The sequence below is a fragment of the Achromobacter sp. FW305-C-28 genome (genome assembly GCF_058783235.1).
In genome coordinates, this window is the sequence record NZ_JBYSYL010000008.1 from 1 (window position 1) to 21,747 (window position 21,747).

Annotated in this window: 24 protein-coding genes; 18 read left to right on the forward strand and 6 right to left on the reverse strand. The window is 66.3% G+C overall.

From position 1 onward, the window contains the following. From AC3WMR_RS19360 to AC3WMR_RS19390, 7 genes are all read left to right on the forward strand, one after another. A partial coding sequence (locus AC3WMR_RS19360; RefSeq protein ID WP_492264755.1) for an integrase core domain-containing protein occupies positions 1 to 395 on the forward strand: 395 nt, incomplete at its 5' end. After that, positions 361 to 612, forward strand: coding sequence for a DUF4760 domain-containing protein (locus AC3WMR_RS19365; protein WP_492264754.1), 252 nt, complete (start codon positions 361 to 363; stop codon positions 610 to 612). The genes AC3WMR_RS19360 and AC3WMR_RS19365, both read left to right, overlap by 35 nt. Before the next feature lie 2 nt (positions 613 to 614). Further along, a complete protein-coding gene (locus tag AC3WMR_RS19370; RefSeq protein WP_492264753.1) occupies positions 615 to 1,004 on the forward strand; it encodes a hypothetical protein in 390 nt (129 codons plus the stop codon). A 511-nt stretch (positions 1,005 to 1,515) separates the two neighbouring features. Continuing rightward, positions 1,516 to 1,908 carry a hypothetical protein gene (locus tag AC3WMR_RS19375; RefSeq protein ID WP_492264752.1) on the forward strand — a complete coding sequence of 131 codons (393 nt, stop codon included), beginning with the start codon at positions 1,516 to 1,518 and terminating at the stop codon, positions 1,906 to 1,908. Beyond that, entirely contained in the window at positions 1,909 to 1,971 is a 63-nt protein-coding gene (locus tag AC3WMR_RS19380) for a DUF1010 domain-containing protein (protein WP_492264764.1), read from the forward strand. A gap of 18 nt (positions 1,972 to 1,989) precedes the next feature. Next, positions 1,990 to 2,694 (forward strand): cyclodeaminase/cyclohydrolase family protein, encoded by a 705-nt coding sequence (locus AC3WMR_RS19385; RefSeq protein WP_492264751.1) that lies wholly within the window; start codon positions 1,990 to 1,992, stop codon positions 2,692 to 2,694. A 120-nt stretch (positions 2,695 to 2,814) separates the two neighbouring features. Then, positions 2,815 to 2,886, forward strand: a complete 72-nt coding sequence (locus AC3WMR_RS19390; protein ID WP_492281586.1) for a DUF1010 domain-containing protein — start codon at positions 2,815 to 2,817, stop codon at positions 2,884 to 2,886. Positions 2,887 to 3,179: 293 nt separating this feature from the next. On the opposite strand, the gene AC3WMR_RS19395 is transcribed toward AC3WMR_RS19390, so the two are convergent. Beyond that, positions 3,180 to 3,701, reverse strand: coding sequence for a cupin domain-containing protein (locus AC3WMR_RS19395; protein ID WP_492264749.1), 522 nt, complete (start codon positions 3,699 to 3,701; stop codon positions 3,180 to 3,182). 382 nt (positions 3,702 to 4,083) lie between these two features. On the opposite strand from AC3WMR_RS19395, the gene AC3WMR_RS19400 reads away from it, so the two are divergent. Next, on the forward strand, positions 4,084 to 5,577 hold the full coding sequence (locus AC3WMR_RS19400; protein WP_492264748.1) for an aldehyde dehydrogenase family protein: 1,494 nt from the start codon (positions 4,084 to 4,086) through the stop codon (positions 5,575 to 5,577). A 7-nt stretch (positions 5,578 to 5,584) separates the two neighbouring features. Next, a complete protein-coding gene (locus AC3WMR_RS19405; RefSeq protein WP_492264747.1) occupies positions 5,585 to 7,372 on the forward strand; it encodes a thiamine pyrophosphate-binding protein in 1,788 nt (595 codons plus the stop codon). A 56-nt stretch (positions 7,373 to 7,428) separates the two neighbouring features. On the opposite strand, the gene AC3WMR_RS19410 is transcribed toward AC3WMR_RS19405, so the two are convergent. Then, a complete protein-coding gene (locus AC3WMR_RS19410) occupies positions 7,429 to 8,730 on the reverse strand; it encodes a citrate/2-methylcitrate synthase (protein WP_492264746.1) in 1,302 nt (433 codons plus the stop codon). Positions 8,731 to 8,915: 185 nt separating this feature from the next. On the opposite strand from AC3WMR_RS19410, the gene AC3WMR_RS19415 reads away from it, so the two are divergent. The 5 genes from AC3WMR_RS19415 to AC3WMR_RS19435 all read left to right on the forward strand — a co-directional run bounded on the left by AC3WMR_RS19415 (position 8,916) and on the right by AC3WMR_RS19435 (position 13,227). Beyond that, a complete protein-coding gene (locus AC3WMR_RS19415) occupies positions 8,916 to 9,920 on the forward strand; it encodes a Bug family tripartite tricarboxylate transporter substrate binding protein (RefSeq protein ID WP_492264745.1) in 1,005 nt (334 codons plus the stop codon). Between the two features lie 5 nt (positions 9,921 to 9,925). After that, positions 9,926 to 10,543, forward strand: coding sequence for a carboxymuconolactone decarboxylase family protein (locus AC3WMR_RS19420; protein ID WP_492264744.1), 618 nt, complete (start codon positions 9,926 to 9,928; stop codon positions 10,541 to 10,543). Beyond that, positions 10,543 to 11,550: an ornithine cyclodeaminase family protein gene (locus AC3WMR_RS19425; RefSeq protein ID WP_492281585.1), complete on the forward strand. Its 1,008-nt coding sequence runs from the start codon at positions 10,543 to 10,545 to the stop codon at positions 11,548 to 11,550. The genes AC3WMR_RS19420 and AC3WMR_RS19425 overlap by 1 nt, the downstream gene beginning before the upstream one ends. A 108-nt stretch (positions 11,551 to 11,658) precedes the next feature. Then, the gene (locus AC3WMR_RS19430; protein ID WP_492264742.1) at positions 11,659 to 12,777 is read left to right on the forward strand and encodes a cupin domain-containing protein; all 1,119 of its coding nucleotides are present in this window, start codon (positions 11,659 to 11,661) and stop codon (positions 12,775 to 12,777) included. 186 nt (positions 12,778 to 12,963) lie between these two features. Beyond that, positions 12,964 to 13,227, forward strand: a complete 264-nt coding sequence (locus AC3WMR_RS19435; protein ID WP_492264741.1) for a hypothetical protein — start codon at positions 12,964 to 12,966, stop codon at positions 13,225 to 13,227. Between the two features lie 76 nt (positions 13,228 to 13,303). Here the strand turns inward: AC3WMR_RS19435 and AC3WMR_RS19440 are convergent, their stop codons facing one another. After that, positions 13,304 to 13,513, reverse strand: coding sequence for a hypothetical protein (locus AC3WMR_RS19440; RefSeq protein ID WP_492264740.1), 210 nt, complete (start codon positions 13,511 to 13,513; stop codon positions 13,304 to 13,306). Between the two features lie 160 nt (positions 13,514 to 13,673). On the opposite strand from AC3WMR_RS19440, the gene AC3WMR_RS19445 reads away from it, so the two are divergent. The 3 genes from AC3WMR_RS19445 to AC3WMR_RS19455 are packed head-to-tail and all read left to right on the forward strand — an operon-like array spanning position 13,674 to position 16,049. After that, entirely contained in the window at positions 13,674 to 14,708 is a 1,035-nt protein-coding gene (locus AC3WMR_RS19445; protein ID WP_492264739.1) for an acyl-CoA dehydrogenase, read from the forward strand. Next, positions 14,696 to 15,289 carry a class I SAM-dependent methyltransferase gene (locus AC3WMR_RS19450; protein WP_492264738.1) on the forward strand — a complete coding sequence of 198 codons (594 nt, stop codon included), beginning with the start codon at positions 14,696 to 14,698 and terminating at the stop codon, positions 15,287 to 15,289. The genes AC3WMR_RS19445 and AC3WMR_RS19450 overlap by 13 nt, the downstream gene beginning before the upstream one ends. 7 nt (positions 15,290 to 15,296) lie before the next feature. After that, positions 15,297 to 16,049, forward strand: a complete 753-nt coding sequence (locus AC3WMR_RS19455) for a glycosyltransferase family 2 protein (RefSeq protein ID WP_492264737.1) — start codon at positions 15,297 to 15,299, stop codon at positions 16,047 to 16,049. Here AC3WMR_RS19455 and AC3WMR_RS19460 read toward each other — a convergent pair. Together AC3WMR_RS19460 and AC3WMR_RS19465 are read right to left on the reverse strand one after the other, a co-directional pair. Further along, the gene (locus tag AC3WMR_RS19460) at positions 15,988 to 18,372 is read right to left on the reverse strand and encodes a catalase (RefSeq protein ID WP_492264736.1); all 2,385 of its coding nucleotides are present in this window, start codon (positions 18,370 to 18,372) and stop codon (positions 15,988 to 15,990) included. The two genes, AC3WMR_RS19455 and AC3WMR_RS19460, sit on opposite strands and share 62 nt — an antisense overlap. 124 nt (positions 18,373 to 18,496) lie before the next feature. Beyond that, on the reverse strand, positions 18,497 to 19,402 hold the full coding sequence (locus tag AC3WMR_RS19465) for a LysR family transcriptional regulator (protein WP_492264735.1): 906 nt from the start codon (positions 19,400 to 19,402) through the stop codon (positions 18,497 to 18,499). Positions 19,403 to 19,629: 227 nt separating this feature from the next. Between AC3WMR_RS19465 and AC3WMR_RS19470 the strand changes: the two genes are divergently transcribed. Beyond that, positions 19,630 to 21,015, forward strand: coding sequence for an MFS transporter (locus AC3WMR_RS19470; protein WP_492264734.1), 1,386 nt, complete (start codon positions 19,630 to 19,632; stop codon positions 21,013 to 21,015). On the opposite strand, the gene AC3WMR_RS19475 is transcribed toward AC3WMR_RS19470, so the two are convergent. Beyond that, positions 20,978 to 21,736, reverse strand: a complete 759-nt coding sequence (locus tag AC3WMR_RS19475) for an alpha/beta fold hydrolase (protein ID WP_492264733.1) — start codon at positions 21,734 to 21,736, stop codon at positions 20,978 to 20,980. The genes AC3WMR_RS19470 and AC3WMR_RS19475 overlap by 38 nt on opposite strands. Positions 21,737 to 21,747: the final 11 nt, after the last annotated feature.

Consider the following 21,747-nt stretch of genomic DNA (forward strand, 5'->3'; position numbering starts at 1 on the left):
TGGTGGCGACGCTCGGTCGCGTATGCGCACTGCGCGGCTTGCCGCGCGTCATCAAAACCGATAACGGCAGCGAGTTCATCTCCAAAGCCATGGACAAATGGGCATACGAAAATGGGGTGGAAATCGACTTCAGCCGGCCTGGCAAGCCGACGGACAATGCGCAGTGCGAATCCTTCAACGGCCGCTTCCGTCAGGAATGCCTGAACAGCCACTGGTTCTTGTCATTTGCTGATGCCAAGGAGAAAATTGACGCCTGGCGGACGTACTATAACGAGGTTCGTCCCCACTCCGCGCTGAAGTGGCAGGCACCTGCTGAATACGCGCGCCAGCACTTGGCCAGCGGCCAAAGTACCAACCTCAATGAGCCGGAAATCTCTACTTCTGATCCGGACTAATACGGGGTTAGGGTCAATCGGAATACGCGCGGGAGTCTACGACGAGCGGCTAGCGTTTGACCGACTAGGGGATGCCCTACCTAGATTTTATTTCGCGGTAGCGAAAGACATTTACCTCTCGCGGAGTGAAGGAGGCGCGCCTAGTTTATACGTGCAACTCGAGCGCCTAGCCAGAGACTGGCGGGAACAGTCGCCCAAATCTTTCGGGGGGCTCTAACGGTGCCTACGCCCTACGAAACCATCGACGCGTACTGCAAGCAGAACAAAAAGAACAACTGCGTTCGTGACCTTGCCTACAGCATCTATATGCAGCAGAGCGATCTGCTCTCTCAAGATCCATCGCTTACTCCCGCGGCAATTCAAACGATACTTCTCACCAATGCGAACCTGCTGGCGCATGTCCGATCCGCCGAAGACGCGCTTTCCGCACAGGTCGAAAATGAGGTTAAAAGAATTCGGAAGGAGTTAGGAACCAAGTCTTTCGGTATGTCGATTGTTTCTGGGGTAGTCGGAAACATCGTCTACTCGTTACTGCTGGTCGTCATCTTCATCTTGGCAAAGGACCAGATATCAACATGGTTGTCCAGTCTTTCGGCAGCTAAATCCTAGCAATCCGTCCTAATCGACACCGCTTCGCGGGTCGAGTTAACTTAGGCGTTGTGAACGACCGCTTCGGCCGGGAGTGGACGTCGATGATAGACGGCTTCCGACCCTCAGCAGTGCTCCAGATGAACGCTCAAAAGCCGTCATTCATCCGGGCTGCAAGTGCCGGGACAACATGCCAAGAAAACGCTCGATTTCCACTGGCCCCATGTCTCGCGGGTGCCACAAACCGTGCCATTTCACGATCATGCGCATGGGCCTGCTCCGTGCGCAGGCTATAGTGCTTGTAACGAATTCGCTCACGGACCTGATCCGGCAACCGTGTGACGTGCAACACAGGAGGGGAGGCGGGTTTCATGGCTGAATTTGGCACTGTTCTTTCATACAGCATATGCTCCGTCAAGCTAGGCTACAAGCCCCTTCCCGCGTTTTTTTCGTGCCAATTTAGACCGCAAGCGCCAGATATGGCCTGCGGCTTGGTGCGGTCTACATTACGTTAGAAAACAAGGGGAGTTCCATGACAACTGACTTTCAACCCATCAAGATCGTCGCCTTTGACGACAAGGCGACCTACAAAACTGACCCAAGCTTAGCTTTGGTCAATGCAGTACTGAATCTTTCCTCATCAGCTCCAGCAGAATGGGCGGATTACTTCAATCAGCGCTGGGAGCAGCATTTTTACATGATGAAGCGCAACGCTTACGTCTCAGGCGACCGACTGGAGACTTACTGCGTTCCGAATGAACTTCAGAATCTCATCGTGGAATTCAACAAGATCATTGCCGAGACGAATACTGCATATGCTCAATACTGCGCACAGAAGCAGCATGAGGCTGTGCAGAAAGCCGCCGCCGAGGCCGCAGAGCGTGAGAATCTAGCCAAGATCAAGAGTGGCTTGAAGTTCGACTGATTGTTTTCTAACAATTCATTCAAGCCGACCCGCCTACGGCGTGCGGCTTACCTGGGCCGTTAGGTTTCATATGGGGCATTCGTGACAGAGAACCAGCAAGACAACAGACAGGTGGCGCTTCTCGATCGCTCGACAGGGCAGCTACTCAATGATTTTGGCGCCGGGAAAGCCTCCCCAGGGTCTGGGAGTGCTGCAGCTCTGATGGGGCTTCTTGCTGCCAAGCTGCTTATAACAGTTTGCGACAAAAGCGCGACCAAGCCTGAGTGCAAGAAGAATGAGAACGTACTCATCTATATCAAGGAGCAAGTTCTAGCGATTGAACCGAGACTAATAGAGTTCTTTGAGAAGGATGCAAGAGAGTTTGACGAGGTTGTAGCGCTCCGCATCGCTCGAGACATCGCCGAATCAGCTCAGGAAAAGTCAAAGCTTTCCCGCCAATCTCAGGAGCTGCTGGAAACAGCCACTGAGAATGCCTTTCATATCATCGAGCTCTGCATGAAGCTCATTGACCACGGCGTGGTCGTATTCGAGTCAGGATGGCACGCCGTTCGCGGCGACTCTGGCGCTGCTTTGAGCGCAGCCATAGCCGGAGTGATGTCAGCTATCTTCATAGCAAACTTAAACATCAAAACGCTCAAAGGTCGCAAGTATGCTGCGGATAACATTGGCCGTTGCGATGAGCTATACAAAGAGCTTTCTTCTAAACAAACCAAGGCCTTCTCCTGCGTCACATCTCTCAATGCAGAGGCGATCGCATCTATCCAGCTCGAGCTGGATGGAACCTAACAATTCATTCAAGCCGACGCCGCTTACTGCGCGACCTGACAATTCCAGTGCGAACCCTGGTTCGAGTTTTGGCTGCAAAAAACTATACGGATGATTTTATTGCTGTCCCATATCTCGTCTATGAATGCACGGGCAGCTAACCTTGCGGTCAAGCCGACCTGCCTGCGGCGGGCGGCTTACCTTGTTCGTTGAGCGTCTGTTTTCATCTGGGGCCAGCGGCCGCTCATGGCCGAGAACGGACATAGTCTAGGCCGAGCAAGTCGCCGGCCGACATGCCGCATGGATCGGACGGCACCGTCAAAAAGGCGAACTTTGACACAAAAATCAGCAGTCCAAGAGTGCCTCTAATCAAAAAGGCGAACTTCCAGCTCTCAAAAAAATCGCCGCGTCTCCTATGATCCAAAAGGCGAACTCTATTCCTGCTGCTCATACCCTGAACAGCGGGAAAGTGGCCTCGGCAGAGGGATCTCGCGAATACTCGGGCGTCATTCGAAAACCCGGGTCTCGTCCAAAACGACGGGCACTTCCCTGTTTCGCTCGGAATAGCCGTCGAACGGCTGGCCTTGGTCGTCGACCCGGGCCAGCACGTCCGCGCCCGGATCCCTGGCCGCGCCCACGCGCAGCATCACCAGCGGTTCCGTCTCGTCGGCCTGGAACGAATAGAACGCACCGGCGGGTATCAGCACACAGTCGTTGCGCCCCACTCGCCGCGTCTCACCCCGGGGGCCGTGGAAGACCGCGCCGCCTTGCAACACGACGAAGACGTGATCCTCGTTGGTATGGGCGTGAATCTCGTTCTCTCCGCCGCCGGCGTAGGTCTTCACCACGACGTTCATGCAGGGCGACGCGCCCAGCACCTGATTGGTTCGTCCCTGCCGCGGCAGCCTGGCGCGAATGTGAAAGAAGCTTGGCGTCTTGCGTGTCGCCATCTCGGCCATCGCGTCTCGCCATTCCTGGGCGGTGTTGACGATGGGCGCAAAGTCGCGCGCTGAAGTGTCTGCGGGCATGGGTTTTTCTCCAGGAAAGTTTGCCGCCATCCTAGAATTCAAATCAATGTGCGAATAGCTTGATTTACAATCAACTTTCGTCGTCTGCCCTGCGCTTTCCCCCTTGGACGACGCCCAGCGATGTCCCTGCGGATTCCCTCAGCAGCCCGCTGCACCGCTATCGCCCCCCTCCCCCTCTCTTCGGAACACCCCGCCCCGTTGTCGCGCCATCAGGCCGACCGGCCGCGCCATGCCGTCCGCCGCTTTCCCGCTATACATTGATTTCAAATCAAGATTGACCGCTATCAATCCACTGAAATAGCCTATCCGTTCTTCGTCCCCCCCGCCGTCCGCGCGCACTCCGCATTCCTGCGCGCAAGCCGGCCTGTCAGCGAGCACATCGATGATCACTACCGACCTGGGTCCCGACCTGTCCGCGCAGGTGCCCCACGCCCTGCCCACCCATCGCGACCTGTATTACGGCGGCGCGTGGCAGCCGCCCGGCAGCGGCAACTACGCGCGTAGCCACAGCCCTGGCACGCAGGCCGACCTGGGCCGCTATGCAGTGGCCGACGCCGCCGACGTCGATGCCGCGGTGGCGGCAGCCAGGCAGGCCTTCGCATCATGGCGCGAGACGCCGCCGCTGACCCGCGCCGCGCTGCTGCGCCAGGCCGCGGCGGTCATCCGTGCGCATGGCCTGGAACTGGCCTTGATCGATGCCGTCGATTGCGGCAATCCGGTCAAGCAGATGCAGGACGACGCGGTGTTCGCCGCCATGCAGCTGGAGTATTTCGCCGGCCTGGTCATGGAGTTGAAGGGCGAGACCATCCCCACCCTGAACGGCTCGCTGGACTACACACTGCGCGAGCCGCTGGGCGTGGTGGCGCGCATCATTCCGTTCAACCACCCGTTCATGTTCGCAGCCGGCAAGATCGCAGCCCCGCTGGCCGCGGGCAACACCGTCATCGTCAAACCGCCCGAGCAGGCCCCCTTGTCGACGCTGCGGCTGTTCGAACTGATTGCCGACCTCTTTCCGCCCGGCGTGCTGAACTGCCTGACCGGCGACCGCGACACGGGCGCCGCGTTGTCGGCGCATCCGGACGTGGCCGCGGTGGCGCTGATCGGCAGCGTCAACGCGGGCAAGGCGGTGATGCGCACAGCGGCGGACGACCTGAAGAAGGTGCTGCTGGAACTGGGCGGCAAGAACGCGATGGTCGTCTACCCTGACGCCGACCTGGACAAGATGGCGCTGGGCGCGGTGCGTGGCATGAATTTCACCTGGTGCGGCCAGTCGTGTGGCTCGACCAGCCGGCTGTTCCTGCACGAGTCCATCCACGACGACGTGCTGGCGCGCATCGTCAGGCTGACCGGGGAACTGCATACCCCGGGCCTGCCCACCGACATGCGCACGACCATGGGCGCGCTGGTGTCGAGCCAGCAACTGGACAAGACGCTGTCCTATGTGGACTCGGCGGTCGCCGAAGGCGCGCGGGTGGCGCATGGCGGCCAGCGCAGCCAGGATCCCGTCCTGGCCCAGGGCTACTTCGTCGAGCCGACCATTCTGGCCGACGTCACGCCGACCATGCGCGTGGCGCGCGAGGAGATCTTCGGCCCGGTGCTGTCGGTGCTGAAGTGGTCGAACGAGGAAGCCCTGTACGCCGCGGTCAACGGCGTGGAATACGGCCTCACGGCATCGATCTGGACCACCGACCTGCGCACCGCGCATCGCGCCGCGGCGCGCGTGCAGGCCGGCTACGTATGGATCAATGGATCTTCGGCGCACTTCCTCGGCGCGCCATTCGGCGGCTACAAGCAGTCGGGCGTCGGCCGCGAGGAATGCAAGGAAGAACTGCTGGAATTCACGCAGATCAAGAACGTCAACGTCACCCTGGATTGAACCTTCGATGTCTACTCCCACGCACGCCACGTCTCACCCGGACACTCCCCCGCCCCAGTGGGGCAGCGATTACCTGGCCGCGCTGATGAGGCACCTCGGCCTGGAGTACGTGGCGCTCAATCCGGGCGCCAGCTACCGCGGCCTGCACGACAGCCTGGTCAATTACCTGGGCGACGAATCTCCCAAGATGCTGACGGTGCTGCACGAAGAACACGCCGTCGCCATCGCGCACGGCTATGCCAAGGTGACGGGCCGGCCCATGGGCGCGATCCTGCATGCCAACGTGGGGCTGATGCACGGCTCGATGGCCATCTTCGACGCCTATTGCGACCGTGTGCCCGTGCTGGTGTTCGGCGCCACGGGGCCGGTCGACTCCGCGCGCCGCCGTCCGTGGATCGACTGGTTGCACACCTCGAAAGACCAGGGTGCGCTGGTGCGCTCGTTCGTCAAATGGGATGCAGAGCCCTCTTCGCTGGAAGGCGCGCGCGACGCGGTGCTGCGCGCGCGCCAGATTGCCACGATGCAGCCGCAAGGCCCGGTCTACGTGTGCTTTGACAGCGCGCTGCAGGAAGCGCCCTGCACGCAAGCTCCGCCCCTGCTGCCGCTGTCGCGCCACGCGCCGCCCGCGCGCCCGGGCGTCGCCGACCGTCTGGCACGCGACGCGGCGCAGCGGCTGTATTCGGCCAGACGGCCGGTCATTCTGATGGGCCGGGTGTCGCGCGACGAAGCCGACTGGCAGCGCCGCGTCGCACTGGCCGAACACTGCGCCGCCACGGTGCTGACCGACTTCAAGGTCGGCGCGGCGTTTCCGACGCGCCATCCGCTGCACGGGACCACGCCTTCGTTCTTCATGGCCGACGAAGGCCTGCAGGCCCTGCGCGAGGCCGACGTGGTGCTCAGCCTGGATTGGGTGGACCTGGCCGGCACGCTACGCTCGGCCTGGGGTGCGGAACACGTGCCGGCCCATGTCATGCAGGTATCGCTGGACCAGGTGCTGCACAACGGCTTTGGCGGCGAGCATCAGGCGCTGGTCAGCGCAGACACCTATCTGTTGTGCGACCCCGACGAATTCGTGGCACAGACGCTGGACGCGCTGCGCGACCTGGGCGATCCGCGCCTGGCCGCGGCCGACCTGCCCGCCGAGCCCGACACGCTGCCCGCGCAATCCGGTGACGCCGCCCAGGACATGTCGCTGGCCGTCTTCGCTGGCACGATCAGCCAGCGCCTGCGCCATCATGCGCCGGCCTGCCTGATCCGCGCCAACCTGGGCTGGCCCGGCGATGCGCATCCGCTGGCGCATCCCCTTGATTACCTGGGCTATGACGGGGGCGGGGGCATCGGCTCGGGCCCGGGCATGGCGGTCGGCGCGGCCCTGGGTCTGCGCGGCACGCCGCGATTGCCGGTCGCGGTGCTGGGCGACGGCGACTTTCTGATGGGCGCAACGGCGCTGTGGACCGCTGTCAGCTATGGCATTGCCCTGCTCGTCATCGTGGCCAACAACCGGTCGTTCTTCAACGACGAAGTGCACCAGGAAAAGGTGGCGCAGATGCGCGCGCGTCCGGTCGAGAACAAATGGATCGGCCAGCGCATCGAAGGACCCGAGATCGATCTGGCCGGCATGGCGCGCGCGCAAGGGGCGCTGGGCTGGGGGCCGGTACAGACCGCCGAGGAGCTGGCCCGAGCGCTGGATGAGGCCATTGCCGCGGTGAAGGCGGGCAACGTCGCCGTGATCGATGCGCGCGTGGCGCGTGAATACGCCAAGACCATGACCAAGGCGCTGGGGCGCGGCCACTGACGCGGACCGGACGGCGCGGGCCTTGGCACGCGCCACGCGCAAAGTCCCGCCCCCGCCTACGACGGCCCGATGTACCGCGCGCGCGGCCGCACCAGGAAACCGGCCAGGCGCTGCTCCAGCGCATGCGCCACCCAACCTGCCGCGCGCCCCACCGACATCAGCGCGCCGGCCGCGCCCGCGGGCGCGTCCAGCACCGCCGCCAGGACCGCCAGGGCCAGCGGCAAATTGGGCTTCAGGCCCAGTTCATTGCTGGCCTGGTCCACCCCCTGCAAGGCAAGCTCGCCTCGCGGGCCGGCCGGTGCGACCTCTCGCACCAGGTCCAGGAGCAGGATGGCGCGCGGATCGCCGTCGGGATAGATGGGATGCCCGAACCCCGGCACGGGGCTCTTGCGCGCCAGCAGGCTCTTCAGATGATCGAGATAGGCGTCGCGCGACCGCGCCTGGCCCAGCGCCGACTCGGCCTGTTCGCAACCCAGCCCCGTGAGCATGCCCTCGAAGGCGCCCAGCGCCGTCGTCACGCAAGAGAACAGGTCGGCCGCTGCCGACGCGGCGATGCGCGCGGCAAACGTGGCGGGCGCCAGTTCGTTGTCGGCGCTCAGGATCAAGGCCGCATCCAGCAGGCGCAGGTGTTCGGGCGAGTCGCCCACGCGCAGGTTGATGGCCAGGATCTGCGCGATCGATTGCGGCGCCTCGTTCAGCGCATAGGTGGGCCGGGAGGTCAACAGCCCGGTGGCCGCGGCCATGGCCTGGATCAGCTGGCGCGCGGCCAGGGTGGGCGCGCCCAGCGCCAGTTCGGGATTGCGGCCCAGGCTGGCCGCATAGGCCTCGACCGCCACCGACAGCAGACGGCGCGAGTGATTGCGCGCCGCCACCTGCACGATGCCGTCGGCCAGGGCCTGGAAGCCGGCGCCGGGCCGGGCCGGCTGCCACGCCACCGAGGTGTCGGGCAGCATGCCGTTCCAGAGCAGTTCGGTGCAATCCTCGAAGGTGCGATGGTGCAGCACCAGTTCGGCCGCGGGCTTGCCGCGATAGCGCGGGCCATCGGGGCCGATGGCGGTGATCGAGGTCTGCATGACGGCGTTGCCGCCCCAGCGGATCATGCGTTCGGCGCCCGCGCCGGTCATGGAACGGCCCCGCCCGCGCGCCGCCAAAGCGTCCAGGTCTTCCACGTAGTACAGGTTGCCCTTGCCGCCCACGGCGGGCACGACGCGCACCCAGCCGCGGCTGACGTAGGCGTACAGGGTCTGCATCTTGATCCCCAGGCGCTCGATGGCGGTGCGCGCATCGACCAGCGTGCCGCCGGCCGGGTCGTTGTCGTCGGCCGTCCGCGTGGCCGTCTTCTTGCGTCGGTTTTCCATACTTCGGCTTTTCCTGGCCGGCAGCGCGGCGCGCCCGGCGGTAGCGGTTCTTCGGCGTTCGATCACCATGGTAGTTGATTGATTGTAAATCAATCTATACATAGGTTGATTGCGATTCTACGATGAGGTCAGCAATCACAACACGAAGTGGGCAACAAAAACCCACACCCCCAAGGAGACAAACCATGACGGAACGCCCCAGCCGCCTGCAGCCATCCCCGCGTCGCCGCGCCATCCACTGGGCCGCGCGACTTGGCCTGACCTTGATGCTGGCCAGCGCCGCCCACGCCGGGTATCCCGAACACCCGGTGACGATGATCTCGGCTTTCCCGCCCGGCGGCAGCACGGACGTGATCGGCCGCATGCTGTCGCCGCGGCTGGGCGATATCTTCAAGCAGACTTTCCTGGTGGAAAACCGCGCGGGCGCATCGGGCAACATCGCCAGCGACTACGTGGCGCGCTCGGCCCCCAATGGCGAGACCATCCTGATCGGCAACAACACCATGACGGTGAACGCCGCCCTGGGCGTGGCGCAGAAGTTCGATCTGCAAAAGGACCTGACGCCCATCATCGCCATCGCCGAAACGCCGGTGGCGCTGGCCGTCAGCACCAAGCTGCCGGTCAATTCGGTGCAGGAACTGATCGCCTATGGCCGCGCCCATCCCGGCACGCTCAGCTTTTCGTCCTGCGGCACCGGCACGGCGCAGCACTTCGCCGGCGTGGAGTTCGCGCATCGCGCCGGCATCGACATGGTCCACGTGCCCTACAAGGGCTGCGCGCCCGCGCTGACGGACGGCATCGGCGGCCAGGTGCCCGTGATATTCAATGCCATCTCGAACATCAGCCCGCAGTTGAAGACCGGCAAGATCCGCCTGCTGGCCGTGGCCACCAAGAATCGCGTGCCCTTCCATCCCGACGTGCCGGCCCTGGCCGAGCTGCCCGGCTTTCAGGACTACGACTTCGCCGTCTGGCTGGGGTTTTTCGTGACCGCGAAGACCCCGCAACCCATCGTCGACGAGCTGCGCAAGGAGTTCATGGCGCTGGCGCAGGACAAGGCCACGCAGACCGCGCTGTCCGATCGCCTGTTCGTGCCCAAGACCCTGACCGGCCCTGAACTGCAGAAACAGATCGCCGAAGAACTGGTGAAGTGGAAGCAGATGGCCGACCAATATCACATCACCATCGACTGACGATCATGAGCCACGCCATTGCCCGCTTGCAACTCGAAGACATGCGGCCCGACCTGGCCGACTACCTGACGCCGCGCGTGCGCCGCCTGGGCTACCTGGGCGAGCTGTTCCAGGTCAGTGCGCATGCGCCTGACGTGCTGCTGGACTTCATGCGCTTTACCGAGTCGCTGAAAGACGCGCTGCCCGACAACCTGGCCGAGACCGCGGTGCTGACCACGGCCACGCTGATGGAAAACGCCTACGAACGCCACCAGCACGAACGCCTGTGCGTGCGGCTGGGCCTGGGCCGCGAGTGGGTGCGGGAAGTCGAGCGCCTGCTCCCCGACACGGCGGCGCTGCTGTCCGAACCGGAACGCGCCGTGCAGCGCTACGTCATGGCCGCGGTACGCACCCGCGGCCTGCAGGCGCAGGACGATTTCAAGTCGCTGGCGGCGCTGCTGCCCGCCAGCCAGGCCGTCGCCATCGCCATGCTGATCGGCCGCTATGTCACCCACGCGCTGGTGGTCAATACCTTCGGTCTGCGCCCGCCGGTTCCCTCGATCTGGGAAGACGGCTTTGGCGCCGACACCCCGGCAGGCGCCTCGCCGGCCGCCCCCGCGCCCCCCAAGCAAGGAAATCAATGATGACGAATACGGACCCCGTGTGGATCACCGAAGCCCAGGTCACCTCGCTGCTGACGCTGGCCGAGGCCATCCCCGCGCTGAGCACCGGCCTTAGCCTGCAGGCCCAGGGCCTGGCAGCCAGCATGCCAAAAACCATGCTGCAGTTCGGCCACAACAACCTGCATGCGCTGGGCGCGCGGCTGGGGAACTACGTGGGCACCAAGACGTGGGCCCACACCGAGGGCGGCACCTGCCCGCTGCTGTTGCTGTGGAATGCCGACGACGGGCAATTGGCCGCCATCATCGAGGCCTTCGCGCTGGGCAACCTGCGCACCGGCGGCACCACGGGCGTCGCCACCGATTGGCTGGCCCGGCCGGATGCGCGCGTGCTGGCCATGGCCGGCACCGGCAAGCAGGCCCTGTCGCAAGTTGCCGCCGTGCTGGCCGTGCGCAACATTGACGAGGTACGCGTCTACAGTCCGACGCCGGCCTCGCGCGAGGCCTTCGCCGCCCGCATCCAGGAGGCCTTTCCCGAGTGCGGACTGCGCGCCACGGCCGTCGGCAGCATGGCCGCCGCCTGCGACGGCGCCGACGTGGTCACGGTGGCGACCCGCGCCAGCGCCCCCTTCGTGGACGCCGCCATGCTTGCACGCGGCGCGCATCTGAACGCCATCGGCGCCATCGCCCCCGACCGCGAAGAATTCTGCCAGGACGTATTCGACCGCGCCGACGTCGTGGCCGTCGACGACCTGTCCAGCACACAGCGGCTGTCGCGCGAATTCCGTACCCGCTACGGCGAAGACTGGCAGGGGGTGCAGACCCTGTCGCAGCGCATCCACGACGGTGCGCGGCGTCCGCCCGACGCCGACCTGACGCTGTTCAAAGCCATGGGCATGGGCCTGTCCGACCTGGCGCTGGGGGTGGAAATCCTGCAACGCGCCCGCGACCAAGGCGCCGGCCGCGCCATTGCCGCGCCGGTCAAGAGCAAGCCACGCTTTTTCGCGACGCCGCTGGCGCAACGCGCCTGAGCCCGCCAGACAACCACGGCAATCTCAACGCCATACCGCTGGCGGGCCCCGACAGCCCGACTCTCGATACACAGATCCGCTACGAACATCCCACCCGGAGATCGAACCATGAACGAATACACCCGCGAATTCGAGCGACTCAACGGCCGCTTCCTTGATTGCAACGGCGAACCGCCCGTTTCGTCCAACACGCAGTGGGCCCCCATCGTGGTGACCAAGGAAGAGATCGACGCCGAAGTCGAGCGCCTGGCCGCCTCGCCGCTGCCGGCCTCGGGACGCCGCGAATCGTTGATCGCGCATCCGAACGCGCGCGAATTCGCGCCCGGCATGGCGCCGGGCATCCAGGTGCGCCTGTCGGTGCTCAAGCCCGGCGAGCGCACCCTGCCCTTTCGCCACAACGCCACGGAAGTCAATTTCTGCATCCGCGGCCAGGGCGTGACCGACGTGGGCGGCAAGCAGGTGGCTTTTAAGCAATATGACGTCTGGAACCATCCCAGCTACACGCCGTACAGCCATTACAACGACGGCCGGGACCTGCAGGTGCGCCTGACCTATTCCAACGTGCCGCTGCTGCAGTTCATGGACGTATACGTGACCGACGGACAGCCGGACATGAATGCGCGCGCCGGCACGGGCCAGCGCGAAGCGTCCGACGACCCGCGCCGCCGCAACCCCTACGGCATCTTCCCGATCAACGACGACGGCGGACTGCTGATGCCCTACGAAACCCTGATCAACCCGACCGCGGTGGATTCACGCACCCTGCATTTCGCGTGGGACCAGGTCAAGCCGCAGCTGGACAAGCTGGAAGCGCTGGGCAAGGAATACGTGGGCCGGCGCCTGTATATGTATTACAACCCCGCCACCGGCCGCTTCAACGGCATCACCCCCAACTTCTTCGCGACCATGACGATCCGGCCGCCGAAGATCATCGACCGCCCGCATCGGCACGTCTCGGCCGCGATCAACTACTACTTCTCGGGCAGTGGCTACAGCAGCGTGGCGGGCAATCGCTACGAGTGGAAGGCCGGCGACCTGATGCTGTCGGCGCCGGGCTGGGCCGTGCACAACCATGCATCCTACGATGACTACGTGTACGAGCTGACCGTGCAGGATCAGCCCTTGAACATCTTCATGGAATCGTTGCTCTGGCAGGAAGACCTGCACCATCCCGCCGCCGTGCTGGGCAAGCAGGAAGGCTTCATCACCAACCGCAAGGCGGCCTGAGCGGCTTTTTCAGCAGAAGAACAGCGCTATCCAGTGACAGGCCGCCGCGGCGCAATGCGTCGCGGCGGCCTTCGACTTGGTGACAATCCGCAACGCCGCACCGTTCACGGCACGGTGCTTGCTCCCCGGCAATCCCCCTTCACCCATCTCAGCGGGCCAGCACCGGCGCCGAAGGCAGGATTTACCGTGATCTCCCCGGAAATTGCTTCGTCCTCTTCCCTGATCGGCAATACGCTGGTGTCGCCCCAGCCAGGGACGCCGCGGCGTCCGCTTGCCGCCGCCAACGCCGACTCTCTTCAGGTAGCCGCAGCGCCCACGGCCGCGCCCCCGCCACGGGCACGCGCCCGCACGCAGTTGATGCGCTTGTGGCCTGCCGTGATGCTGTGGCTGATCGGAACGGGCTTGCTGACGCTGCTCAACCTGGCGTCCCGCCTGCTGGCCACGTCATGAGTCGACGGACCAAGGGGCATGCCCCTTGGTCCGCTGCCGCGTTCCCTTGCGAGCGCGTATGTGGCGCTGCGCCCGCTCAGCCGTCCGCCCAGACGGATTTGCGGAGCACGTAAGCCGATTTCACGTACCGCGCCAGTTCGAGCTCGATCGTCGAGGTCGTGGTGACGGCGGGCTGATCGGGATGCAGAAGCCGTTGGGCGGCTTCCAGGGTGCGGCGGGCGCATCGTTCGGCTTCGGTCGGCACGGGTGGCGTGGCGGTCAGGGTTCCAAACATAGGGGTAGTCATGGGTTGCACTCCGGCAAGCGCCATTCAGGCATGGCGGACGCACCGTAGCAAGTGGCGTGCCCAGCCATGGCCGGGTGGCAATTGGCCCATTCGGCGGGGGCTGGCGGCCGGGCATGCCGTTTGCTGAAGCAGGTTCCCGCTTGCGCTGCCCGCCCCCCCCATGCCTACGATCGCTACCCTTGCCCGCCCTCTGTTCCGCCAGGATGCGCTGCACGCCGTGCTGGCCACCGCCGGCCAGCCCGTGGCGTCCGATGCGCTGCTGCGCAGGCTGGTGGAGACGGGCTGCGACCGCCTGCCCCTGCCCGGCAGCGGCAATACGCTGACACGGTGGCGGGCGTTGGCGGCCGTGGCGGCCGCCGACCTGTCGCTGGCCAAGCGCTTCGAGGGCCACACCGATGCATTGGCGATCCTGGCCGAGCTTGGCGCTGCCCAGCCGCCTCCTGGCAGCCGCTGGGGCGTATGGTGCGCGGAACCTCCCCGGCAACGGCTGGCCATCACGCCCGTCGCATCGGGGCAGGTCGCGTTGAACGGCATCAAGGCATGGTGTTCCGGGGCGGCCGGATCGACCCACGCGGTGGTCAGCGGCTGGACGCCGGCGGGTGCGCCGTGCCTGGCCACGGTTGCCCTGTCCCAGCCGGGAGTGAAAATTCTGCCCGATGATGCCTGGCTTGCCCCCGCCATGCGCGATGCCGCCACGGTCAGCGTGTCGTTCCAGGGCGTCTTGGCGACGCCGCTCGGGGCGCCCGGACAATATGTGGACCGGCCGGGATTCCTGCATGGCGGCGCCGGCGTCGCGGCCTGCTGGTACGGCGGATTGACCCGCATTGCCGGGCGCCTGCGCGCAGGGGCGTCCCCCGCCGACCCGTTCCGCCTGGCCCATCTTGGCGCGGTGGACGTGGCGCTATGCCAGGCGCGCTGGGCCCTGCTGGCGGCTGCCGCCGCCATCGACGCCACGCCGCAAGACAGCTGCGCGCTGGAAACGGCACGCGCCAGGCTGGCGGTCGAAGCCGCGGCCCAGGACATCCTCGTGCGCACCGCCCGCGCGCTGGGCGCCGGCCCGTTGTGCAAGGACGCAACCATTGCCCAGGCCATGGCCGACTTGCCCCTGTACATCCGCCAAAGCCACGCCGAACGAGACCAGGCCGCCCACGGCGCGGCCGTGGCCCGGACCGAGGAGCCGGCATGGATGCTGTAGCGCGCCATTTCGAAGCCCTGTATCGCGCCAGCGACGACCCTTGGCAGGTGCGCAGCGCCTGGTACGAACGCCGCAAGCGCGAGCTGCTGCTGGCCTGCCTGGGCCAGACCCGCTACGACCATGCGCTGGAGGCCGGATGCGGCAGCGGCGACATGACCTTGCGGCTGGCCGGCCGCTGCCGCCAGGTCACCGCCGTGGACCTGTCCACGACCGCCGTCAGCCTGTGCCGTGAACAGGCGCAGGCGCACCAAGCCCTTGGCGTGCAAGCGCTGGTCCTGCGGCTTCCGGACGAATGGCCCGCCGTGCCGCCCGGCGGCTTCGACCTGATGGTGATCTCGGAAATGGCCTATTACCTGGACGACGCCGCGCTGGCGCGCTTTCTGGCGCGCATCGGCGCCAGCCTGCGGCCCGGCGCGGAACTGATCGCATGCCACTGGCGCGGGCCGTTCAGCGACAGGCTGCAACCCACGGATGCGCTGCACGACGCGCTTGCCGCCTTGCCGGGCATGACGGCGCTGCTGGCGCATCACGAACCCAGGTTCCGTCTCGACGCCTGGACGCTGGGCCCTGCCAACGGATAACCGCCCCATGATCGGTATCTGCATTCCCGCCCACGACGAAGAACGCCATATCGCCGCCTGCCTGCGGGCCGTCACCCAGGCGGCGCGGCATCCCCTGCTGCAGGCCGAGCCCGTGCGCATCGTGGTCGTGCTGGATTACTGCCGCGACGGCACCGCCAGGCTGGCCGCCGCCTGGCCGGTGCAGTGCCTGGCCATTCGCGCCCGCAATGTCGGCGTGGCCCGGGCGACCGGGTCGCAGCTTTTGCTGGACGCCGGGGCGCGCTGGCTTTCCCATACGGACGCCGACACCATCGTGTCCCCGCGCTGGTTGGTGGACCAGCTGTCGCTGGCGGCCGATGTGGTGTGCGGCACGGTGGGCGTCGCCGGTTGGGCCGCCCATGGCCCCCGGGCACAGGCCCTGCAACGCCATTTTGCGGCGCATTACCAGGACAGGGATGGACACCGCCACGTGCACGGCGCCAACCTGGGCGTGGCAGCCCAGGCCTACCGCCGGGTGGGCGGCTTTGCGCCGCTGACGTGCAGCGAAGACCAGACCCTGGTGGACCGGATGGCGCAGGCCGGTTGCACGATCGCCTGGACGGCGCTGCCGCGTGTCACCACCAGTGCGCGGCCCTATTCCCGCGTCGAAGGCGGCTTTGCCACCGCGCTGCGTACGGCAGATCCCGCGGCCATGCCGGATCCGCCGCCTGCCGTGGACGCTAGATTCGCGCCGGATCGGTCTCCCGCTGCGGATGCCGGTGGCGCGCCAACGAGGCGATGAAGGCAGCCGCCGTCTTGGCCGGCGCATCCCCGGTGATGAGGCCGTCGTCATCCAGCGACAGGTCGATGCCCGCGGCTTGCAGCACGTCCGCGCCCTCGCCCACCGCCAGCAAGGTCTTGCCGTGGCGGTAGCCGTCGCGAATGAATTCCAATGCCCGGCCGTCCTCGCGCCAGCGCTGCACCGCCGCGGCGCCGGCGGGCACGACCGCGCCGTCGAACAGGCCGCTGGGATGATTGTCCAGCGACGCATCCGCATCCAGCGATCCGCCGTCGTCCGTGGCCACCGGGCCGATGCGCTGCCCCACCAGGCGCACCACCACCCCGGCCTTGATCAGGGCTTGCGCCACGGCTGACACCGCGGCGCCGTCCACGCCTTCGGCGACCAGGATCGCCACCTTGCGCGTGGCCACCCCCATATCGCCGGGCCGCGCAGTCAGCGACAACGTGGGCGACTGTTCCACTTCCGGTCGGGGCACCTCGCGCAGGGCCCGCGGCAGGGCATCGGGCAGCGCCATGCCCAGCTTGTCGGCCACCGCCTGCGCCAGGTCGTCGGACACATTGCGCAGCGACGCCACCATGCGTTGCCGGATGGCGGCGACCGTCACCTTGCTCAGCTCGAAGGCAAAGGCGTTCACGATATGGCGCCGTTCCCAGTCCGTCTGGCTGTTCAGGAACAGGGCCGCCTGGTTGTAGTGTTCCGCAAACCGTTCCGGATGGCCGCGCAATTCGTCGCCGCTGACAGGCTCGGGGAACGACACATAGCCTTCCATGCCCGCCTGGAACGGACAGCCCCCGCCCAGCGAATTGGGTTCGTAGGCCACCCGGCCATGATGCACGGCCTGCCGATGCATGCCATCGCGCTGGTTGTTGTGCACGGGCGCCAGCGGCGCGTTGATCGGAATCTCGTGGAAATTGGGGCCGCCCAGCCGGGAAATCTGTGTATCCACATAGGAATGGATGCGGCCGGCCAAGAGGGGATCGTTGGTGAAATCCACGCCCGGCACCACGTGCGCCGCACAGAACGCCACCTGTTCGGTCTCGGCAAAGAAATTGTCCGGATTGCGGTCCAGCACCATGCGGCCGATGGGGCGAACCGGCACCAGTTCTTCCGGCACGATCTTGGTGGCATCGAGCACGTCGAAACTGAAGCGCTCGGCCTCTTCCTCGGTGAATATCTGCACGCCCAGTTCCCATTCCGGACCGTGGCCCGCGTCGATCGCTTCCCACAGGTCGCGGCGATGGAAGTCGGGGTCGGCGCCCGACACCTTCACGGCCTCGTCCCAGACCTGCGAATGGGTGCCGGCCACGGGATTCCAATGGAATTTCACCAGCCGCGACTCGCCCTGGTCGTTGACGAAGCGAAAGGTATGCACGCCAAAGCCCTGCATCATGCGATAGCTGCGGGGAATGGCGCGGTCCGACATCAGCCACATCAGCATGTGGGTCGATTCCGGCATCAGCGACACGAAGTCCCAGAACGTATCGTGCGCGGATGCCGCCTGGGGCATGCCATGGTGCGGTTCGGGCTTGACCGCATGCACCAGGTCCGGGAATTTCATGGCGTCCTGGATGAAGAACACGGGCATGTTGTTGCCCACCAGGTCCCAGTTGCCTTCATCGGTATAGAACTTGACGGCAAAGCCGCGCACGTCGCGCGCCGTGTCTTTCGAACCGCGTTCGCCGGCCACCGTCGAAAAGCGCACGAATACCGGCGTGCGCTTGCCTTTCCTGGCAAAGATCGAGGCGCGCGTCAGGTCGGACAGGGATTCGTAGCATTCGAAATACCCATGCGCGGCCGAGCCGCGTGCATGCACGATGCGCTCGGGGATGCGTTCATGGTCGAAGTGAGTGATTTTTTCACGCAGGATGAAATCCTTTAGCAGTGCCGGCCCGCGCAAGCCCGCCTTCAACGAATGCTGGTTGTCGCTGACCGGTACGCCCTGATTCGTCGTCAGCGCCTGGCCCTGGGCATCGGCGCGCACCCGCGCAAGCGGCCCGTCGACCGCATTGACACCTGCCTCGGCGGCCTCGCCGGTCTTGGCATTCTGCTGCGACTCGGACAGGGTACTGGCCCCGACCGACGCATCCGGCGCCGGGACCGCTGCGCCCCGATAAGGGCAGCGGGCGCCCTCGTCCCCATATTCCTGCGCCTTGGACGGGTGATGCGGCATCGCCTGCACGGTGGCGGCGACCGCCGCGGCCCGCTGCATCGCCGCCGAACCGCCCTGTGCGGCAGGCGCCGTGGCGGGCCCGCTGTCGGTGTTGTTGAACGCGGTGTCGACCGGCCCCTGCGACTTGGCCTTGCTGGGTTTCTTGCTTGCCATGGAGATCTCCTTGTACGCACCGGATCATCCGGTGCCCGCCGTGAACGGCTGGATCGGCGTCATCTAGCAAGCGCCATACCTGGCATGGCGGCCCATCGTGGCCGGCTGTCCGCCGGCCCCCGCCCTACAGATCGTTCAACGCCTTTTCCCGCAGGTGTCCGGCCAGGTACTCCACCAGCGACCGCACCTTGCTGGCCATCAGGCGTTGATGGGTCATCAGCGCGAACACGGGCCGGGGCGGCGGTTCCGCTTGCGGCAGCAAGGGCACCAGCCGCCCCGCCGCGACGTGGTCTGCGATGGCCCAGGCCGGGGCAAAGACAATGCCGGCGCCCGCCGCTGCCGCGGTCACCACGCCGTCCACCGTGTTCGAGCGCATCCGCGTGGGCACCCGCAGCGTGACAGGCTGGCCGCCTTGCATCAGCGTCCACATCTCTTCGTTCGCCAGGTGGCTGTAGACCAGGCCGTCGTGCTGCGCCAGATCGTGCAGGTTGGCGGGCGTGCCGCGCCGCGCCAGGTAGTCGGGCGAGGCGCTCAGCACCCAGCGGATCGACCCCAGCCGCCGCGCGACCAGGCTGGAACTGGGCTGGTCACCCACCAGCACGGCCAGGTCGATGCCTTCTTCCAGCAGATTGACCGGTCGGTCGATCAAGTGCAGGTCCAGCGTCACGTTGGGATGGCGCATCAGGAACTTGGCCAGCAAAGGCTGCAAATGCACCCGGCCGTACAGCGTCGGCGCGGTGACGCGCAGCCGGCCCGAGGGTTCGGCGGCCTCGGTCTGCATGCTGCTTTCCAGTTCGTCGATGTCGGCCAACAGGCGCTTGGCCTCGGCGTAATAGCGTTGGCCGGCTTCGGTCAGGCGCAAGGCCCGGGTCGAACGCACCAGCAACCGCGTGCCCAGGCGTTCTTCCAGTGCGCTCAGGTGGCGGCTGACCGACGCCAGTGAAATTCCGCTGACGCGCGACGCGCCGCTGAGACTGCCCTGCTCCACCGCCGCCACCAGCAGCGCCATGCCTTCCGATCTGTTCACCATACGCCTGCCTTTCACGTCTTCCGTCGCGGTTTCATGCGCCTTCAGTATTTCATATTTGCAAGGCTGCTTTACAGATTTTGCTATTCCCTGCAAGGCTGGGGACTTCCATACTGAGGCCCGAACTTTCCCGTGCAGCGCTTGCCGGCTGCACTTGCGCTTCAGTTTTGCGCGTCTTTTTACGGCCCGTTTTTCAGCCCGATCTCCAGCCCCGTTTTCCAGATCTCCCCATGTCTGCCTCCCCCCTTTCCCCTGCCTCCCTGACGCCCGCCGCTCGCCGCTACGCGATGCTGGCCGTCTCCCTGTCCATCTCGATGGCAACGCTGGACACGTCCATGACCAACACGGCGCTGCCGTCGATTGCCACGCAATTGGGCGTCAGCGCGGCGGACGTGATCGGCGTGGTCACGATCTATCAGCTGGTCATGGTGGCGACGATGCTGCCGCTGGCGGCGCTGGCCGGCAAGATCGGCCACCGGCGGGTGTTCATGCCGGCACTGTGGCTGTTCCTGGTGGCCTCGGTGTGGTGCGGCGCGGCGCCGTCGCTGTGGTCGCTGGAAGCCGCGCGGGCGGTGCAAGGCCTGGCCGCCGCGGCGCTGATGGGTTGCAACATGGCGCTGGTCACCGCCATCTATCCGAAGGAACAGCTGGGCCGGGGCATGGGCCTGAACGCCATGATCGCCGCGGCCTCGCTGGCCGGCGGGCCGGTGCTGGCCTCGGCCATGCTGACGGTGCTGAGCTGGCACTGGCTGTTCTACGTCAACGTGCCGTTCTGCCTGGTGGCGCTGGCCCTGGCCGGCGGCCACCTGCCCCGCAGGCCCGGCGACGGCAAGGCGCTGGACGCCGGTGCGGCCGTGCTCTGCGCGCTGGCGTTCGGTCTGGCGGTATTGGGCCTGGAACGCGTGGCAACGCCGGACTGGGGCGCCGCGCTGGTCTGGGGCCTGGGCCTGGCGTGCTGGGCGCTGCTGCTGCGGCGCGAACGCGCCAATGCCCACGCCATCGTGCCGCTGGACCTGCTGCGCCTGCCGCCATTTTCGACGTCGGTGCTGATCTGCGTGCTGGCCTTCGCCGCCCAGGGAGCGGCCATGGTGGCGCTGCCCTTTCTCTTGAACCAGACGCTGGGCCGCGACATTGCCGAGGTCGGCCTGCTGATCGCGCCGTGGCCCGTGATGGGGGCCTGCCTGGCGCCGTTCTCCGGCAAGTGGTCGGACCGGATTTCCGCCGGTCTGCTGGGCCTGATCGGCCTGGCCTTGCTGGCCGCAGGCCTGGGGTGCGTGAGCGCGCTGCCGGCCGGCGCGCCGATGTGGGCGGTGATGCTGCCCATGGCGCTGTGCGGCACCGGCTTTGGCCTGTTCCTGTCGCCCAATCAGCGCTTCATCATGTTCAGCGTGCCCGCGCACCGCGCCAGCGTGGCCAGCGGCTTGTCGGGCCTGGCCCGGCTGCTGGGGCAGACGATGGGCGCGGCCTTCGTGGCCGCATGCTTTGCCGTGAACGCCCGACTGGGTACGACCTGGGCGCTGTGGGCGGCGGTGGGGTTTGCCGTGGCGGGCAGCGTGGCCAGCGGCCTGCTGGAACGCGTCACGCGGCAGGCCAGGCAGGCCGTGGCGGCCTTGTAGCGGCCAGAAACCCCTGGATCGCATCCAGGTAGCGCTGCGGCTGGCCCTTCCAGTCTTCGACCAGCGTGGCCGCCGGCGCCAACTGTGCCAGTTCCAGCGAGACGGCGCGCGGGTGCAGCGCGTCGTTGCCGCCCAGGATGAGCAGCGGAATCGGATTGCGCCGCACGAAGTCGCGGCTGACGCTGAAGACGAAATCGCCGCCGAACAGGTTGTGCCGCAGGCCGTCCAGCGCCCGATCGTCCACGCCTGGGTCGCGCGCCCGGACGGTGTCGGCCCATTGGTCGAACGACTCGCCGCGCTTGCCGTCCTGCCCGGCGATGCCGATGGGCTGCTGCAAGATGGCCGACACGACGCGCTGCGGCGCCAGTTCGCACAGTTTGAGTGCGAACGACGAACCGATGCACGAACCGATCACATGAAACCGCTGCACGCCCAGCGCATCCAGCAGGCCCAGGTGATCGAGCGCGTAGGTCGTCCAGCCGTCGCTGGCCCGCACCGGCGCCCGCGAGCGGCCGGCGTTGCGCTGGTCCGGGGCAATGACGCGGTACTGACTGGCCAGCGCCGCCACGGGGTCCGGATACTCGCGCGGCCGGCCGTCACGCGTTACGCGCCACAGTTCACGATGCGATAGCATGCCGCCCGGGGCCAGGGCCAGCACGGCGTCGCCCTGGCCCTGGATGTCGACGTGGAGTTCGGCATCGCCGATGTTCAGAATGGGCATGTCGGCCTCGA

What these genes read in the sequence shown, in the direction of transcription:
- AC3WMR_RS19410 (WP_492264746.1), bottom strand. Translation starts at nt 8,730, where the DNA reads ATGGAAAACCGACGCAAGAAGACGGCCACGCGGACGGCCGACGACAAC.
- AC3WMR_RS19450 (WP_492264738.1), top strand. Translation starts at nt 14,696, where the DNA reads ATGGATGCTGTAGCGCGCCATTTCGAAGCCCTGTATCGCGCCAGCGAC.
- AC3WMR_RS19425 (WP_492281585.1), top strand. Translation starts at nt 10,543, where the DNA reads ATGACGAATACGGACCCCGTGTGGATCACCGAAGCCCAGGTCACCTCG.
- AC3WMR_RS19460 (WP_492264736.1), bottom strand. Translation starts at nt 18,372, where the DNA reads ATGGCAAGCAAGAAACCCAGCAAGGCCAAGTCGCAGGGGCCGGTCGAC.
- AC3WMR_RS19400 (WP_492264748.1), top strand. Translation starts at nt 4,084, where the DNA reads ATGATCACTACCGACCTGGGTCCCGACCTGTCCGCGCAGGTGCCCCAC.
- AC3WMR_RS19455 (WP_492264737.1), top strand. Translation starts at nt 15,297, where the DNA reads ATGATCGGTATCTGCATTCCCGCCCACGACGAAGAACGCCATATCGCC.
- AC3WMR_RS19430 (WP_492264742.1), top strand. Translation starts at nt 11,659, where the DNA reads ATGAACGAATACACCCGCGAATTCGAGCGACTCAACGGCCGCTTCCTT.
- AC3WMR_RS19470 (WP_492264734.1), top strand. Translation starts at nt 19,630, where the DNA reads ATGTCTGCCTCCCCCCTTTCCCCTGCCTCCCTGACGCCCGCCGCTCGC.
- AC3WMR_RS19475 (WP_492264733.1), bottom strand. Translation starts at nt 21,736, where the DNA reads ATGCCCATTCTGAACATCGGCGATGCCGAACTCCACGTCGACATCCAG.
- AC3WMR_RS19420 (WP_492264744.1), top strand. Translation starts at nt 9,926, where the DNA reads ATGAGCCACGCCATTGCCCGCTTGCAACTCGAAGACATGCGGCCCGAC.
- AC3WMR_RS19415 (WP_492264745.1), top strand. Translation starts at nt 8,916, where the DNA reads ATGACGGAACGCCCCAGCCGCCTGCAGCCATCCCCGCGTCGCCGCGCC.
- AC3WMR_RS19375 (WP_492264752.1), top strand. Translation starts at nt 1,516, where the DNA reads ATGACAACTGACTTTCAACCCATCAAGATCGTCGCCTTTGACGACAAG.
- AC3WMR_RS19445 (WP_492264739.1), top strand. Translation starts at nt 13,674, where the DNA reads ATGCCTACGATCGCTACCCTTGCCCGCCCTCTGTTCCGCCAGGATGCG.
- AC3WMR_RS19395 (WP_492264749.1), bottom strand. Translation starts at nt 3,701, where the DNA reads ATGCCCGCAGACACTTCAGCGCGCGACTTTGCGCCCATCGTCAACACC.
- AC3WMR_RS19465 (WP_492264735.1), bottom strand. Translation starts at nt 19,402, where the DNA reads ATGGTGAACAGATCGGAAGGCATGGCGCTGCTGGTGGCGGCGGTGGAG.
- AC3WMR_RS19405 (WP_492264747.1), top strand. Translation starts at nt 5,585, where the DNA reads ATGTCTACTCCCACGCACGCCACGTCTCACCCGGACACTCCCCCGCCC.
- AC3WMR_RS19440 (WP_492264740.1), bottom strand. Translation starts at nt 13,513, where the DNA reads ATGACTACCCCTATGTTTGGAACCCTGACCGCCACGCCACCCGTGCCG.
- AC3WMR_RS19365 (WP_492264754.1), top strand. Translation starts at nt 361, where the DNA reads ATGAGCCGGAAATCTCTACTTCTGATCCGGACTAATACGGGGTTAGGG.